This is a genomic window from Gallibacterium anatis DSM 16844 = F 149 (genome assembly GCF_000379785.1).
In the GTDB taxonomy this organism is placed as follows: Bacteria; Pseudomonadota; Gammaproteobacteria; order Enterobacterales; family Pasteurellaceae; genus Gallibacterium; species Gallibacterium anatis.
Genome location: NZ_KB903704.1, coordinates 13,541 through 28,540, shown reverse-complemented (window position 1 = coordinate 28,540; position 15,000 = coordinate 13,541). Strand labels below are relative to the sequence as shown.

Here is a 15,000-nt window from a genome sequence, read left to right as displayed (position 1 = left end):
ATGACAATCCAATTTAATGATGGTTTTGCCCTTGTATCGGGTGAGGTAACAGTTTATGTCGCAGATAATCAAGGGATTTACAGTCACAGCGCACAAGAGTTTGTAGCAGAGGGGACAGGCTTGTCAGCTGGGGCGTATTTAGATGCGCCACCTGCACCCAAAGCACATTTTGCCATTGTGCGTAGCCAAGATGGTTTGCAGTGGGAATATGTGCCTGATTATCGCAGGCAAACCTATTATAACACCACAACGGGCGAGGCAATCATCATCAACGAGCTAGGGGAAATCCCACAAAATCTCACCGCACTTAAGCCGTTGGATACCCCCTGCAAATGGGGCGGCGAAAAATGGGTGATTGATGAGGATAAGCAAGCCGAATTGCTTGCCCAACAACGAAACCAAATCCGCACGCAAATCAGCACCAAACGCGATGCGTGCGTAAACGGCGGTGTTTATGTGCCAGAAATCGGCAAATGGGTCGATACAGACGAAAAAGGGCGTGCGACACTGGTCGAAATCAAAGCCGATTTTGATTTAAACGGTACGCAAGAGGCTAACGGCGAACCACGCATTTTTACCCTGATTTGCGCAGACAACACGGCGCAACCGTTGGATTTTGACAAATTTAAAGCGGTGTGGAATGCGGCGGCGAAGCTGAAAGAAAGTATGTTTGAAAATGCCTATATGCACAAAATTTTGTTAGAACAAGCCGAAAAACCGCTTGAGTATGACTGGTCAATTGGCTGGTCGCAAACCTTTGAGGAATATCAGAATGAACAACAAACTAAAGCAGCTAAAACAGAAGAGTAAGCGTTGGTGCTATCACGTGTTGATTGCGATTGACCAGCTTTGCAACGCTTTAACCGGCGGTGGGGCGGATGAAACCTTTTCCAGCCGTTGCTACCGCCGTGCGGTGCTTGCGGATAAGCCGAAAAAGCGGTGGCGTTTTTGGTTTCGCTTTGTCAATGGCTTGTTTCGTGATCCGACACATTGCCAAACGGCATACGAAAGCGAGCTGAAACGGCGACAGTATCCAGAGGATTTTGAGGTGATTTAATTTTTAATTTAATCGCATTGCTAAAAATAATAATAACAATAAAAGGAGAGGTTCAGTGCGTAAACGATACACAAAAGCGCCGTTACCATTTACTGGACAAAAACGGAATTTTTTAAAACTGGTTGAAAAGGCATTAATAGAAAATATTGATAATGAAGGCGAAGGTTGGACAATTGTTGATGTGTTTGGTGGTTCGGGTTTATTAGCCAGAAACGCAAAAGATATTTGCCCAAAAAGCACGGTTATTTTTAACGATTATGATAATTATGCAGAAAGATTGGCAAATATTAAACAGACCAATCAATTACGGCAACAACTTGCACACTGTTTAATTGATGTTAAGCCGGGAGCGAGATTATCAAACGAAAAGAAAAAAGAAATTATTGATATTATTCGCCGTTTTGATGGTTATAAAGATATTAAGGCGTTGACCAGCTGGTTGTTATTTAGTGGCAACGATGTTAAAAGCCTTGAGGCATTATTTGAAAAGTCATTGTGGAATAATTTGACAAAGCGAGATTATCCAGTTGCGGACGATTATTTAGATGGGTTAAATATCGTAAGAATGGATTTTAAAGATTTAATCAATCAGCACCGACACAAAGAAAAGGTGTTATTTTTACTTGATCCACCGTATATCTGCACTGAACAGACAGCCTATAAAAAAGAAACCTTTTTTGATTTGATTGATTTTCTGGAATTAATGCGATTAATCAGACCGCCATTTATTATGTTTTCTTCTGTAAGAAGTGAATTCAATCGTTATATTGATTTTTTAATAAAGTACAAGGAGCGAAATTATCAGCATTTTGTTGATGTGGTTGAACAAAAAATTAATGTAACGGTAAATTGCAATGTGAATTATCAAGATAATATGATTTATAAGTTTTAATAATAAGCGGATTATTTCCGCTTATTTTTTAGGAGAGAATTATGTGGCGATTGGCAACCTTGCAACTTAATCAAGACGTGAAGGAAAAATTAAAACAGATACAAAATGGCAAGGCGAAACAGGTAAATTTATCGGTAGCCGGCACAAAATTGGGCGTGCATAACTGGACGCACGGCAGTAAAACCAAAGACGGTCGCTATTTGTCACCGCAAAACGCCATCAAGGCGATTGCTGATAAGTTTGTCGACAAGTCGGACACTAACCGACCGGCAGGCAGCGTGGATGTGGTCGGTATTATGATCACAACACAAAATATTGATGCATTTATTGCGCAGTTGGAGCAGGCAGCGGTGTTGTTGCCTGATCCGGTGTTTAGACAGTCTTGCGATTATGCAAAATCACAAAAAGATCTGGCAACAACAAAAATGGTTAAAACGCCAACCGTAGGTTATCCGGCTTTTTCGCCGGGTGCTGACATTACGCCACAATCAGCTCAAACGCTAAACGGCATAATGCGCAACGCTAATGCGGTTGCAATGGCAGTGCGTGGCGATCCGTCAACGTTGATAAAAAATTTATTACAAAAAAAGCAGCAGCGAGAAGCGGAGAATAAACAAAAGCTAGATAAATTGTTATCAACGAAAGCGCAGGTTTATGCGTTTTGCGAAACAGGCGATTTGGAGCAAATCGCATTAAGATTAAATAGCGGTGCGCCGTCGTCAGAATATATTTTTACCGCGTTGATTGTTTATGTAGGCGCGGATTTATCAAATATTAGAGGGATGATCATATGAGTTTTTCGGTGGGGTTATTAAATCAACGACGCAGACCGTCGGTGCAGTTGTCGCTAAACGGCAAGCCGATCTATATGTCAAATATCATTATTACCGTCAGTATGCGCCGTGAAGAAAAGGATATGAGCGGACAGAAATCCAGCACCAAAAAAACAGATAAAGGCGTAAAGGCAAAAGAAATTGATGTGGTGGGGAATATTGCTTATCGGGACAAACAGCACCTTACTGATCTGTTTAATCTAGCCGAAGCCGTCGATAAAAAAGGCGAACAAGTGAAATATCGGGTTGCAGCTATCAGTGCGGAAGCGGTGAATATGCGTGAAGTGCAGTTCAGTGAGGAAATTTCCGCCGTGGAGCAACCTAATTTGTTAGCGTGGCAGGTATCTTTTAAATTGCGTGAGGTCAACAGCGTCAGCGAGAAAAAAGAAAAACGTAAAAAGAAACCGGCAACGAAGGTGCAAGCCGAAGAGAACGCCACGCAAGCACAAGCGAGCCAAAATGGCAGCGGAAAAGATAAAAGCGGTGATGATGCGTTGAGAACTGATCTTGATAGACAGCTGGAAAAGTTGGGGGTATAGGTGAAAATTATCAAAGAATGCCAGATAGCAGGGCAAGAGTATCATATCAGCGATTTAATGGTGGTGTTGGAACTAAATAACACTGGGCGTGGCTATGTGGTGATTGCCGCAGATGAGGGTGATTTTGTCGGCAAGCCGGTTACGATTAAGGTCGGCACTTATGATTATTTTTATCAATATTTGCAGGGTTTTGTCGAGCAAGAGCAGGACGAGCAGCCGGGCTATAAAAAATTGTTGATTAAGGAAAACGCCGCTAAGTTAGAGCGTGCGTTAAATTGTTCTATTCGGCACGCCACGCTGAACGATGTTTGCGCTTTTGTGACACAGCAGACCGGGATAGCCGTTAAAACGCCGGCGCAATCTTACGCGACCACGCCAATTCCGAATTTTACTCATTCGGGGTCGGGCTATCAGTTAATTAATAAATTGGGTGATTTGTTTCATATTCCTAAATACATTTGGCAGCAGTCGCCGGACGGTTCGGTTTATGTTGGCAGTCATAACGACAGCCGTTGGGCAAGCAGAGCCGTTACCGTTGATAGTGCTGATATGTTGGCAAGTGGCAGCAATACCATCACTTTGCCAATTTATGCAGCAATCCGACCGGGTGCGATTATTAATAATCAAGTGATCAGCAAAACGGAATTAGTCGGCGATGAGTTGGTTCTGTATTGGCGAGAAAGCGACAGCAACGGAAAACCAGAGCGGAAATCACCAGGGCGCAATATGATAGAAAAGGAGTTCCCAGAATTGGCAGGTGGTTATCACTTGCCACGGCTGGCAAGAATTGTTGGTGTTGCGGACGCAAGTGCAGGCGGTGATATATCTGATCCATTTCGCCCTAAGTATGCGGTAGAAGTGCAACTGCTAGATGAAAATGGCAATGATGAAAAAGTTGGAGTTTATTCTGCAGTACCGTTACCAGTAACGAGCACGGGATCGCAGGGCGGTGATTTTGCATTTCCGGAAGTGGGGACGATTGTCGAACTGGGATTTGCTTATGGACGGCAGGATAAGCCGTTTGTGCGCACAATGTTGGCGCAAGATAAAACTGTTCCAGCGGTAGCGATTGGCGAACAGCTCAAACAGCAACGACCGGAGGTGTACGAACGTACAGACGCAGCTGGTAATAAAACACGTGAAACCGATCAAACAATAACAGATAAATCGCTTAATCGTGTCATTAAGACAGATACCGAAACAAAGCAGATTGGTACAAGCACAAGCGAGATTGACGCAGATAAAACGGTTGATGTAGGTGGAAACTTTACTACATCAGTTGTAGGGAATATTACAGAAGTAACGGCAAGCAATAAAATGGTTGGCGTAGGTGGTACGCTAGATCAAAAAATTAAAGGGCTTGCGCAAATGATATCTGATGAAAAAATACGCCACGTTGCACCGAAGTCTTACGCTGGTTCAGAGGGGCAGAATATTTATCGAATCTTAGAGGAAGCGTTGCAGATTATCGCCGATGTTGCCGCAACCGCAGCCAGCCACACGCACGGCGGTTCTGCACCGGCGCAGTCGTCAGCATTTGCAAGCCAGTCAAGCAGAGCAGCAGCAGAGAAAGCGAAGTTAACACCAATAATTGAATAGTTGGCCAACAAGAAATAATAAATAAAAACAATAACATATGTAAAAGGGCGTAAGCCCTTTTTTGTTGCGTAAAATTTTCCACGTCAAAACGTACGGCACGAAAAATTCACTCGCTCACCCTCGTTTTTTATAATAAATTTTTACGTTTTTTCAGTTAAGTTTCAGTTGGCAACATTGCACCGTTGCTTGTCGTTCGTGGCGTGAAACGGATCACGTTAAAACGATCTTAACTGAAAATTTTTCAGTGAATTACAGCAGTTTTCAGTTTAAGAAATAGCAAAGAAGTGAAGTAAACAAGATAAGTTATTGAAATATAAAATAAAATTATAAATTACGTGAGGTTTTATAGTGAGATTTATTGGCTAACTTAATAGCTAATTATCGCGGATACTTTCGCCGTGAATGAATAACCGTCAAAATTTCAACTCGGTCATCAAATTCACGGTAAACGATACGATAATGACGACAAAAGATTTCTCTTGTGTTATCGTTTCGTTGCTTGCCGGCGTGAGGGAATGCGGCAATAAGGCGAAACTTTTCGATAAAGGCATTTTTCAGCTTGAGAATGCTTAACGCCGAACCGGTGTAGGCTTGCACATCCGCTAAAATAGCACGAACATCCGCATCAGCATCCGGCGTAATAAACAAATTTTTAGCCGACATAGTGCATTGCCTCTTCTTGCAAGGTTTCCTCCTCAAGCTCAATGATCAACTTATCAGAAAACTGATTAATATCAGCAAGCCAATCATCAAAGCTCACCACATTGCCGGAGTCAGCGTTACCAATTGCCTTTTTAACTTTTTCTGCCAAAAATTCATCATAGCCATCTTCTTTAACGATAGAAGAAATTAAATTTTTCATTATAGTCTCCTTTAAAATTTAGTGAGATAAACGCTTTTTTAATTCAGTGTTTAAGAGGTTGGGATTTCCCCAGTTTCTAACATATGATAAAACTGTTGTTCAGTAAGTATTAGAATAAGTTCATCATCTGCTTTTTTTATTTTTTTATGATCTGCTATGTCGTTATTTCCAACAACTAAGAAATGCAAGCTATCAGTTATAGTCTTGCGAACATTGAAATTTTTTTCATTTGCTATTTTTGTAAGATTGCTTAGTTGATTTTCGGTAAAGCCCGTGAAACAAACGTTTAACTTAGTGTTTTTTAGTTTTCTTTTTATTCGTACATTAGCTAAATCTAACCATTCTTGAACAGATAAAGATTTTCCTTGATAGATAACATTGCCAACAATTCTATCAATAATAAAGGTTCTCTCTTCGTTTCTAAGGTGGCAAAAACCGTTAATATAAGGATCTTCAACGGAATAAATATCAACTGTTCGTTTGGTTAAAAAACCTTCTGAATCTTTATAGCTAAAAGTAATTGTCGACCTATTTTTTGATATATGTTTTTTATTTTCTTTTTGTTTCTGGGTTCGTTCTAATTGCTCTAATTTATAATCTTCCTCTAGTTGTTTGAGTTTATTAGTGATATCAAATTTTTTATCTAAAAAACGATAGGAAATTATTGCTATAACTATTAACAATATGGCAATTATCCAGCTCATCACATCTTCTCCTTCTAATACCTGATTGAGTTATTTATTTTTAATTTCAGCAACCAAATTATTACTATCACCATTGGCAGTCTGAACAATCGCCGGTTGTTTTCCGCTTTCTTGATGCAATCCGGTCATATACGCAATCGCATTCAGTTTTTGCCGTTCGTTTAAATCATTAAAGGCGAGCAGTGCCATTTTTTCGTGGGTGGATAGGGCTTGTTCTTTTTTTATGCCAGTAAATAACCAATAAAAATCAACCTGATAATTTATGGCAAAATTAAAGACATTGATAAATCTGATTGTTTCCGCCTTTTTTCTCCAGTTTGAAAAAGTTCCTTTTGTTACCCCTAAAACTTCAGCTAACTCCTGATCTTCAGACACATTAGCCACGTCTTTCATACGCTTGAATAAAGCAGATACATCATAGTTTTGCATAAAAACCTCAAAAAAATATGTTTACAATCTAAAAAATTAGACTATAATCAAAATTATTAGATCAGAAAGCAACAATAAAATCAAAAAGCAACATATCACAAAAGGAGGGAATTTCCAATGGAAAAGCCAGAAAAAAGCACGCCCGTAGTGCGCCTAACTAAACCTTTAACCATCGCTGTTGGAGAGCTTGCCGAAGAGGAACGCCGCACCGTGTCAAATATGACGCACGTACTGTTGGAGGAGGCGTTAAACGCACGCGGCATTTTTTTAAAGTCGGCTGATGGGTGGAGGAAGTGATGTTTTTCAAGAGAAAAGATGAGCGAGCCATCAGAAAACAAGCTCAAGGGCGAGCCGAACGATATAAGGCGATTCAAGCACAGGTAAAAAAATACCGAAAAGTATTAAGGTTAGATTCAGAATTTTCAGAAGAGTATTACAAGGGAGCGTTGCTTGCTTGTCATGTTGCAAGAAACAGCCCTGATGAATTTGATGAGTTTGAAAAAGAAATTGAACGAGAATGCGCAAAATGGCGGATTTACCGCACGTTACTTAAACAATTAGGAGCAAAGCAATGAAAGAAAACACCAATAAACAACTAATTGAACACTGGCTTAATCATTCATTAACGGATGAAACGCTTCAGGTGGTTAATATTGTTTTTAAATTTATCGAAGAGTATGGCGTGGAGGGGGCAAAATCTCACTTTGCAGTTGAGAGCGCAAAGCGAGATTTATTAAAGGCGATTAACATTAAGAAAGGGGGCGTGCGAAATGGAAAGGAGAAAGCAACCAAGTTCGCAAAATTACCCATTACAGGACGCTTTCGTTTGGTGCAGAACCAAGAGGGAAAATACAACCTTTCTCTTACCTTAATTGACCTGGGGGTGGGCACAAAATCCCTTCAAGCACGTCAAGAAATACTTCAAGCTTTTCTTCTTGATCTTCATCAAGGTCGAAATTGTTTAGGTACTGGTCGCGTACATATTGATAAAAGGCTTTCAAGTCCTTTTCTTGAGAAAAGGTCATTGATTTTTGAAGTATCGTAATAACCGACAAATATGCCGAGATTTGATATTGAAGATATTGGTTATCAACGGTAAGTGAAGCAACTTCATTTTTAAGTTCTGAAATGTGCATAAATGCTCCTTAGTGTGTGTAAAAGAGGAGTGTTAAGTATAACAAAGTTAACAAACAGGGTGGAGAAATGACACAAACAAATTCAACCACATACACTCCATTTTTCCGCTTGCCACAAACAAGCGGACAAACAGCGGAGGCAAGACACAAAGCCATAGTAACCGGCTATTTTGCTAAGTTACGACAAGAAAAGCTAGATGAACCGGGCGATTTGGTCGAGTGTTGTTACAAACACAACTCCCACGCCGAAAAAACATTATTGTGCAGTTTGGCAGATTTACCAACACGAGAGCTGCTTTCCGAGTTTGAGCCGGAAGAGCGTAAACGCATTGGCGAAGCGGTGGCAATGTTGTCAAGGTTGCGCCACAAATACCCACAACACTTAAATTTAAGAATGTTTTATTAACACAAAATGAGGTGAGAGGATGAAAACACAAATTAACCTAGCATATGGCAATAGTAAACCGGCACGCGTAATGCTTTGTCATATTAACCTACCACAACTCGATAGACTTATTGATCACCGTCGTAGCGTTGTGAAATTTTGGCTTGAAGACGTAATGCAAAATATTGACGACGAGCAAGCACAGGAATCGACACTATATCACCTCAAAGAGCTGAACAGATTGCAAACCTTGAAGAGAGCCCTTGTCGCCTTAAACAACGAGAGGGTGTGCTAATGCAAGCTATTTTTATCGACGGCACAGACCGCATCAAAATTGAAGCAACGCCAACCGGTTATCAACAAACTATTTACCGCCTGGATCTAAATTTAGGGATGTGGAAAGAAGTGCATAGCACTGAATTTAAAAGCCCTAATCTAATGCTATTAAGCCTCACCGCCGGTGAGTTAGCAACGGCAGAAGATACGCTGGAAGCACAAATCAACAAATTCATTGAATTAGCAGAACAGTTCAAAAATGAACGCATAAGATTGCAATCAGAGGAGTAATGCAATGTTTGGGTGCAGACAGCAGGAGCAGGCAAAGCCAAGCCATAACGAGCAATCGCCCGTTATAGCGGACGCTATGCCGAAAGTAACGCAGAGATCGTTGTCAGCACCTCACCTTACCCCGGCACAACAAGAAATTATGTTGTTATCGCCGGAAAGTTTGAACAGTGTTGAAAAGTGGATCGAAATCTTGCCGCGCCAACAACAGCGCGAACATTTCCGCAAACTGTATTTGCAGGCATATAAATCTGTTAAAGATGACGGTTCAATAGCCTATAAAGTTGGCAACAAACAACGCAAACACGCTAACGAAACCTTGCGAGAATTTGTCGAACATCGGTTAGCGTTGGTGTTATCACAATATCACATCAATTTAAACTGGCTGGACGCTAAAGGCTTTGCTTATGAATATGATCAGGCAATGGAAGAGGCTAAACAAAAAGCCTTGCAAACGGCAAGGCAACGTTACGAAAAACAGCTTAACAGCCGTGAACGCTTAACGCCGGAACAAGTGGCAGAAATCAACGCAGAATACCAAAACGAACTGTACGAATTGCATCAACAAGAGCAAGCGGATCAGGCAAAACAGCACGCCAAAAAAGAAAAAGCGTTGCGAGATAGTCGCTTGCCCTTTTTTCTGCTCACGCCAAAACGCCTCGACGAATTGGCGGCATTATTGGCGTTAAAGTTAAGCGATATGCAATACCAATTCATCAAAGAACAAGCCGAAAAAAACGAGGCTTACAGCAACGAACAAAAAAACGAAATCTTTTTAGCACTATATCACCGTTGCGGTGAAGTGCTGGAAAATATCGGTTTGCCCATTCAAAAATGGGAACAATACCGCCGCACCGGCACGTTAAAGCCGGAACAGGTAGACAGAGCCTTGATCACCATCAGCAAAGAAGACCGCTGGAAACGCCGTCTATATCGAGAACACAGAAGACAGCTTGAACACGTCGCTATCGCTGCAGGAGAGGTGCAAAAAAGAATCGCGCCTTATGTTTCAAACCAATGCTTTTCCGACTGGAAAGCCGCCAAAAAAAGCAATTTTGATTTTCTAAAATCAATGGCGTTAGAAAACATTGACGATCCGGACGAACGTGCTGATTTGTTAAGTATGTATCAGCGTTCTTGCAGCAATCCACAAATTCGCCGCATTGAGATGACCGTTCAGATTAAGGGTATCGAAGAGTGGTCGGAAGAAAACGGCTTACAAGGTTATTTCATCACCTTGACCGCCCCATCAAAATATCACGCCAAAAAAATCAACGGCGCAGACAATAAAAAATATAACGGCGCAAGCCCGAAACAAACGCACGCCTATCTTAACCGTGTATGGACGCAATATCGCTCCCTACTAAAAAAGCACGATATTAGCTTGAGCGGCGTGCGTGTTGCCGAACCGCATCACGACGCCACGCCGCATTGGCATTTATTGGTTTACTTCAAGCCGTATCAAGCGGAACAAGCCTTAACCATTTTTAAAGAAAAAGCTTTTGCAGAAGATGGCGACGAAAAAGGAGCAGAAAAACACCGTTTTAAAGTGATGGCAGTTGAAACCGGCAATCCGAAACGTTCCGCCGTAGGTTACATAATGAAATATCTACAAAAAAATTTAGACGGCTTTGCCACAGATGACGCAATCAGTGATGAAGCCAACATCACCTTTAAAGACAACGCCAAGCGCGCCAATGCGTGGGCGAGTATGTGGGGAATTCGTCAATTCCAATTTTTTGGTGTGGCAAGCATTGGCGTGTGGCGTGAATTACGCAAATTAACCAAAAAACAAGAGAATGACACGATTGACAAAGGAAGAGCCATTGCCGACGTGGGCGACTTTGCCTCAATGTTGCAATTGCAAGGTGGTGCAGGTGCAAGCCGTAAAGACCAACAAATTGTGCTGCACTACATTGACAGCGACCCAAACGAAGACGGGTTAACCTATAGAAAAGTAGTTGGCGTGCAAGAAAATCCAAAAAAAGTCGTCAATCCGGAAATCGTTTACACCAAAACAAAAAGATGGCACATCGTCAAAAAAACAGCAGAAGAGCAGCAAATCAGCGCGCAGAGTGACGCATCAGCAGAAGTGCAAGACGTGATAGAAGAAAATGACGTTGTCACGTGGCACGAATTAAACAATGGCGAGCTTGCTCGCCCTAGGACTTGTGTCAGTAACTGTAACCGCCCAAAAATTGAACAAAAACTAAAAAATGAGCTAAAACAGCTTTTAGGATACTGTACAAATGCACATATCAATTACTTAATGGAGGGAAATAGGCTAATTATTAATCGAAAACAATACATTCAGTTAAAAAATGAACGGTTATTAATGTTTGATTTACAACCAAATTCAGAAAATGACAGTGAGCAACGCTTGCGAGAATGGGCAAGAAGCCACAAAAACAGCCTAAATATCAGCGAAGAAGTATCTTTTTAGAAGAATTGATTAACTTTAATACAACAGTAGGAGCAAAAAATGCAAGAAGAAAACTATCAACAAACCATCACTAATGAAATGATTTGGAAAAAATTAGAGAAGCTTGATGACAAATTGCGAGTGATAGAATTTTTAATCCGCTCAAAAGAGGTGGATGAAAACAGTACCGAACTATGGACAGTGCAGAACATAGCGGATTATTTCCAGTTTAGTCGAGAACACGTTCATAGGGCAGTTTTGTGCGATCTGGATTTTCCAAAAGCAATAGAGGTGAAGGCACCGAAAAAGAAAGAGCCAAAACCAACAGCAGAGCAAGAGCCAAAACCAACAGCAGAGCCAAAGCTAACAGCAGAGCCAAAGCTAACAGCAGAGCAAGAAACGAAATCAGAACAGAAAACAAAACCAGAACCAAAACCACGACAACGTTGGATGGCTGGAGAAGTGGTTGCCTTTGCCAAACGCAGAGCGAAGAAAAAGGCAGCCGCCAAATTAGCATATAGAGAAGCATTAATCTAGCAATAACGAAACCTTTTTCATATCAGGGGCATAATAGGTGTTTTGCAAAATAGACAAATCACGATGCCCCGAAATTTTTGCCAACGTCATCACATCAACTTTTTCCGCCAATCTAGTCAACGCCTCGCGCCGGGTGTCGTGAAAATGCAAATCATCAATCATTAACCGTTTTTTTAATTTTCTGAATAACGCATCTAATTGAGAGGATTTTAACTGGAAAACGCTATCATCACGCCGCATCTGTTTCAGCAGTTGCAAAATAGCAATTGCCGTTTTAGAAAGAGGCACATCACGCGACCAGCCGTTTTTCGTTTGCGGCAGGTGTGCAATGCGGTCTTCAAAATAAACATTATTCCAGGTTAAGCCGACAATCTCACCGGCACGCATTGCCGTTTCAATGGCGAACAAAATCGCTGCACCGACTCTTGCCGTGGCGGTAGTTGGCACCTCATCAAATGAAAAGCCCGAATTATCAAGCAACGCCTTGATTTCCGCTTGACTATAACGGCGAGTACGAGGTTTGGCAGCGGCAGGTTTTCTAATGCCTTTCATTGGGTTGGCGTGCAACAGTTTCCATTCATTGATAGCGACATTGAAAATATTGCTTAATGTCGACCATTCACGACGAACAGTTGACGGAGAAACCGATTTAAGCCGGTCATCACGCCAGCGAATAAAATCAACGTCAGAAATATCTTTAAGCGACTTTTGAGCGACCGGCAACCGCTGAAAACGGCTAAGCACTTGCGCCTCTTTTCTTGCCCCACGTTTTCGTGGTGTCACTTCTTCAATGTAACGGTCAATCACCGCATAAAACGGCACATCAACCACATCAAGATATAAACCGGTGTCGATTTGTGCCTCAATATTATTAGCCCAAACGATCGCCTCTGATTTAGTACGAAAAGTTCTAGATTTTGAAACGCCTTTTTTTCTGATTTGAGCGCGCCAACGCCCATTACGCTTAATAAAGGTTGCCATATTGAAAATATCCTATTTAACTTGTGAAAAGCGGTGTAATCCGATTGTAATTCTGGTGCAATTTGATGTTATTACACGCAAAACTAGATCACAACAACGAAAAAAAATAGAAGTAACAAAAGCAACAAAAAGCGTTATAAATCAACACTTTATTATAATAAAAAGCAACAGATCACAAAGCTAAAAAGGATGGATTTTTTACAATGGTGCGACCGGGTGGACTCGAACCACTGACCCCCACCATGTCAAGGTGATGCTCTAACCAACTGAGCTACGGTCGCATTGTGAAAACGAGGGCTATTATAGAGGGTAAAAAAAGAATTGCAAAAGATTTTTTAATGGAAAGAAATCAATCGCTTAAAAAGATAGCATTTATATCGTAATGATCAGCCTCATTTTTAATAAAAGTGAGATTTTTGTGTTTTTTATCAATAAAGGTTTCTTGATTTATTGTATGTTTAATCCCTATTTTTAAATAAGAAAGAGTAGTTTGAATGACAAAAAGCCGAATGATATATGTATTCGGCTTTTTGAAATTTTCTAATTTTGCTTAGAAAGACGCATTTCTTGGTGAACGAGGGAACGGAATGACGTCACGAATATTTTGTACGCCGGTAACATAAACAATTAAGCGTTCAAAGCCTAATCCAAAACCTGAATGTGGCACTGTGCCGTAACGACGTAAATCACGATACCACCAATAATCCTCTTTCTTAAGGCCCATTTCATCCATACGTTTATCTAATACCTCTAAACGCTCTTCACGTTGTGAACCGCCGATAATTTCTCCGATGCCGGGAGCAAGCACATCCATTGCGGCAACAGTTTTACCATCATCATTCAAGCGCATATAGAATGCTTTGATATCTTTAGGATAATTTTTGACAACTACCGGTGATTTAAAGTGTTCTTCTGCAAGATAACGTTCGTGTTCAGAAGAGAGGTCAATTCCCCATTCAACAGGAAATTCAAATTTCTTACCGGATTTCTTCAAAATTTCGATAGCATCGGTGTAATCCACTTGTGCAAAATCAGACGAAATAAAATCTTGTAGACGAGAAATTACAGTGTTATCAATATGTTTTGCAAAGAATTCCATATCATCCATACGTTCATCTAAAACTGCTTTGAATACATATTTCAACATATCTTCTGCTAATTTGGCATTATCGGCTAAAGTGGCAAACGCCATTTCAGGTTCAACCATCCAGAATTCAGCCAAATGACGAGTGGTGTTGGAGTTTTCTGCACGGAATGTTGGGCCAAAAGTATAGATTTTACTTAAAGCACAAGCATAAGTTTCACCGTTAAGCTGCCCAGATACGGTAAGGAAAGATTCTTTACCAAAGAAATCTTGGCTAAAATCAATTTCACCTTGTTCTGTTTTTGGCAAATTGGTTAAATCTAAAGTTGAAACGCGGAACATTTCACCGGCACCTTCAGTATCAGAAGCAGTGATTAATGGTGTTGCAACCCAATAAAAGCCTTGTTCATTAAAGAAACGATGAATTGCTTGAGCCAAACAGTGGCGTACACGCGCAACCGCACCGATTAAATTAGTACGTGGACGTAAGTGTGCCACTTCACGTAAATATTCAACGGAATGGCGTTTTGCCGCCATTGGATAAGTATCAGGATCTTCAACCCAACCGCAAACTTCGACTTTTTGTGCTTGCATCTCAACCGCCTGTCCTTGTGCCGGAGATGCCACCACTTTACCGGTTACAATCACGGAACAACCGGCAGTTAAGCGAAGAATTTCAGACTGATAATTTTCAATTGTTTGTTCAATGACCACTTGGATTGGCGCAAAGCAGGAGCCATCATAAACGGCAAGGAAAGAAACACCGGCTTTTGAATCACGACGGGTACGCACCCAACCTTGTACAGTTGCGGTTTCACCAATCGCAACATCACCTTTTAAAATTTGAGCAACAGATTTAGCTTGTGTCATAGTTACCTCAGTGAATTAATCAATTTCTTGTTTTTCATTAGGTCGGTCATTCTACAATACTTTCCCCACCCGATAAATGCACAAAACGACAAAGCGGAACAAATTC

Annotated in this window: 20 protein-coding genes and 1 tRNA gene; 14 read left to right on the top strand and 7 right to left on the bottom strand. The window is 41.0% G+C overall.

What is annotated here, in order from left to right; genetic code table 11:
* From A3EO_RS13710 to A3EO_RS0107225, 6 genes are read left to right on the top strand one after another with little or no spacing between them, the layout of a single operon-like run.
* Complete coding sequence (locus A3EO_RS13710; RefSeq protein WP_018346603.1) at positions 1–810, top strand: DUF4376 domain-containing protein; 810 nt, start codon at positions 1–3, stop codon at positions 808–810.
* A complete protein-coding gene (locus tag A3EO_RS0107245) occupies positions 773–1,057 on the top strand; it encodes a hypothetical protein (RefSeq protein WP_018346602.1) in 285 nt (94 codons plus the stop codon). Before A3EO_RS13710 ends, A3EO_RS0107245 begins: the two co-directional genes overlap by 38 nt.
* Before the next feature lie 55 nt (positions 1,058–1,112).
* Positions 1,113–1,949, top strand: coding sequence for a DNA adenine methylase (locus A3EO_RS0107240; RefSeq protein WP_018346601.1), 837 nt, complete (start codon positions 1,113–1,115; stop codon positions 1,947–1,949).
* A gap of 41 nt (positions 1,950–1,990) precedes the next feature.
* Complete coding sequence (locus tag A3EO_RS0107235; RefSeq protein WP_018346600.1) at positions 1,991–2,743, top strand: hypothetical protein; 753 nt, start codon at positions 1,991–1,993, stop codon at positions 2,741–2,743.
* Entirely contained in the window at positions 2,740–3,321 is a 582-nt protein-coding gene (locus A3EO_RS0107230; RefSeq protein WP_018346599.1) for a baseplate complex protein, read from the top strand. The genes A3EO_RS0107235 and A3EO_RS0107230 overlap by 4 nt, the downstream gene beginning before the upstream one ends.
* Positions 3,322–4,920 carry a hypothetical protein gene (locus tag A3EO_RS0107225; protein WP_018346598.1) on the top strand — a complete coding sequence of 533 codons (1,599 nt, stop codon included), beginning with the start codon at positions 3,322–3,324 and terminating at the stop codon, positions 4,918–4,920.
* A gap of 378 nt (positions 4,921–5,298) precedes the next feature.
* Here A3EO_RS0107225 and A3EO_RS0107220 read toward each other — a convergent pair whose 3' ends face one another.
* Genes A3EO_RS0107220 through A3EO_RS0107205 form a run of 4 tightly spaced genes read right to left on the bottom strand, consistent with a single transcriptional unit; the run spans position 5,299 to position 6,915 of the window.
* Positions 5,299–5,583 (bottom strand): type II toxin-antitoxin system RelE/ParE family toxin, encoded by a 285-nt coding sequence (locus A3EO_RS0107220; protein WP_018346597.1) that lies wholly within the window; start codon positions 5,581–5,583, stop codon positions 5,299–5,301.
* Positions 5,573–5,782 (bottom strand): hypothetical protein, encoded by a 210-nt coding sequence (locus A3EO_RS0107215; RefSeq protein ID WP_018346596.1) that lies wholly within the window; start codon positions 5,780–5,782, stop codon positions 5,573–5,575. Before A3EO_RS0107215 ends, A3EO_RS0107220 begins: the two co-directional genes overlap by 11 nt.
* Before the next feature lie 50 nt (positions 5,783–5,832).
* Positions 5,833–6,486 (bottom strand): BRCT domain-containing protein, encoded by a 654-nt coding sequence (locus A3EO_RS12780; protein ID WP_018346595.1) that lies wholly within the window; start codon positions 6,484–6,486, stop codon positions 5,833–5,835.
* Between the two features lie 30 nt (positions 6,487–6,516).
* A complete protein-coding gene (locus A3EO_RS0107205; protein WP_018346594.1) occupies positions 6,517–6,915 on the bottom strand; it encodes a helix-turn-helix domain-containing protein in 399 nt (132 codons plus the stop codon).
* 117 nt (positions 6,916–7,032) lie between these two features.
* On the opposite strand from A3EO_RS0107205, the gene A3EO_RS0107200 reads away from it, so the two are divergent.
* The 8 genes from A3EO_RS0107200 to A3EO_RS0107165 all read left to right on the top strand — a co-directional run bounded on the left by A3EO_RS0107200 (position 7,033) and on the right by A3EO_RS0107165 (position 11,959).
* Complete coding sequence (locus A3EO_RS0107200; RefSeq protein WP_018346593.1) at positions 7,033–7,212, top strand: hypothetical protein; 180 nt, start codon at positions 7,033–7,035, stop codon at positions 7,210–7,212.
* Positions 7,212–7,490, top strand: a complete 279-nt coding sequence (locus A3EO_RS0107195) for a hypothetical protein (RefSeq protein WP_018346592.1) — start codon at positions 7,212–7,214, stop codon at positions 7,488–7,490. Before A3EO_RS0107200 ends, A3EO_RS0107195 begins: the two co-directional genes overlap by 1 nt.
* Entirely contained in the window at positions 7,487–7,960 is a 474-nt protein-coding gene (locus A3EO_RS0107190) for a hypothetical protein (protein ID WP_018346591.1), read from the top strand. Before A3EO_RS0107195 ends, A3EO_RS0107190 begins: the two co-directional genes overlap by 4 nt.
* A gap of 158 nt (positions 7,961–8,118) precedes the next feature.
* Positions 8,119–8,457: a hypothetical protein gene (locus tag A3EO_RS0107185; RefSeq protein ID WP_018346590.1), complete on the top strand. Its 339-nt coding sequence runs from the start codon at positions 8,119–8,121 to the stop codon at positions 8,455–8,457.
* Between the two features lie 19 nt (positions 8,458–8,476).
* A complete protein-coding gene (locus A3EO_RS0107180; protein ID WP_018346589.1) occupies positions 8,477–8,731 on the top strand; it encodes a hypothetical protein in 255 nt (84 codons plus the stop codon).
* Positions 8,731–9,003 (top strand): hypothetical protein, encoded by a 273-nt coding sequence (locus A3EO_RS0107175; protein ID WP_018346588.1) that lies wholly within the window; start codon positions 8,731–8,733, stop codon positions 9,001–9,003. The genes A3EO_RS0107180 and A3EO_RS0107175 overlap by 1 nt, the downstream gene beginning before the upstream one ends.
* A gap of 4 nt (positions 9,004–9,007) precedes the next feature.
* Positions 9,008–11,443, top strand: a complete 2,436-nt coding sequence (locus A3EO_RS0107170; protein WP_018346587.1) for a replication endonuclease — start codon at positions 9,008–9,010, stop codon at positions 11,441–11,443.
* 39 nt (positions 11,444–11,482) lie between these two features.
* Positions 11,483–11,959, top strand: coding sequence for a hypothetical protein (locus A3EO_RS0107165; RefSeq protein WP_018346586.1), 477 nt, complete (start codon positions 11,483–11,485; stop codon positions 11,957–11,959).
* On the opposite strand, the gene A3EO_RS0107160 is transcribed toward A3EO_RS0107165, so the two are convergent.
* The 3 genes from A3EO_RS0107160 to asnS form a co-directional block, all read right to left on the bottom strand.
* Positions 11,951–12,940 (bottom strand): tyrosine-type recombinase/integrase, encoded by a 990-nt coding sequence (locus A3EO_RS0107160; RefSeq protein ID WP_018346585.1) that lies wholly within the window; start codon positions 12,938–12,940, stop codon positions 11,951–11,953. The genes A3EO_RS0107165 and A3EO_RS0107160 overlap by 9 nt on opposite strands.
* Positions 12,941–13,144: 204 nt before the next feature.
* A tRNA-Val gene (locus tag A3EO_RS0107155) sits at positions 13,145–13,221 on the bottom strand.
* A gap of 269 nt (positions 13,222–13,490) precedes the next feature.
* A complete protein-coding gene (gene asnS, locus A3EO_RS0107150) occupies positions 13,491–14,894 on the bottom strand; it encodes an asparagine--tRNA ligase (protein ID WP_018346584.1) in 1,404 nt (467 codons plus the stop codon).
* Positions 14,895–15,000 lie beyond the last annotated feature (106 nt).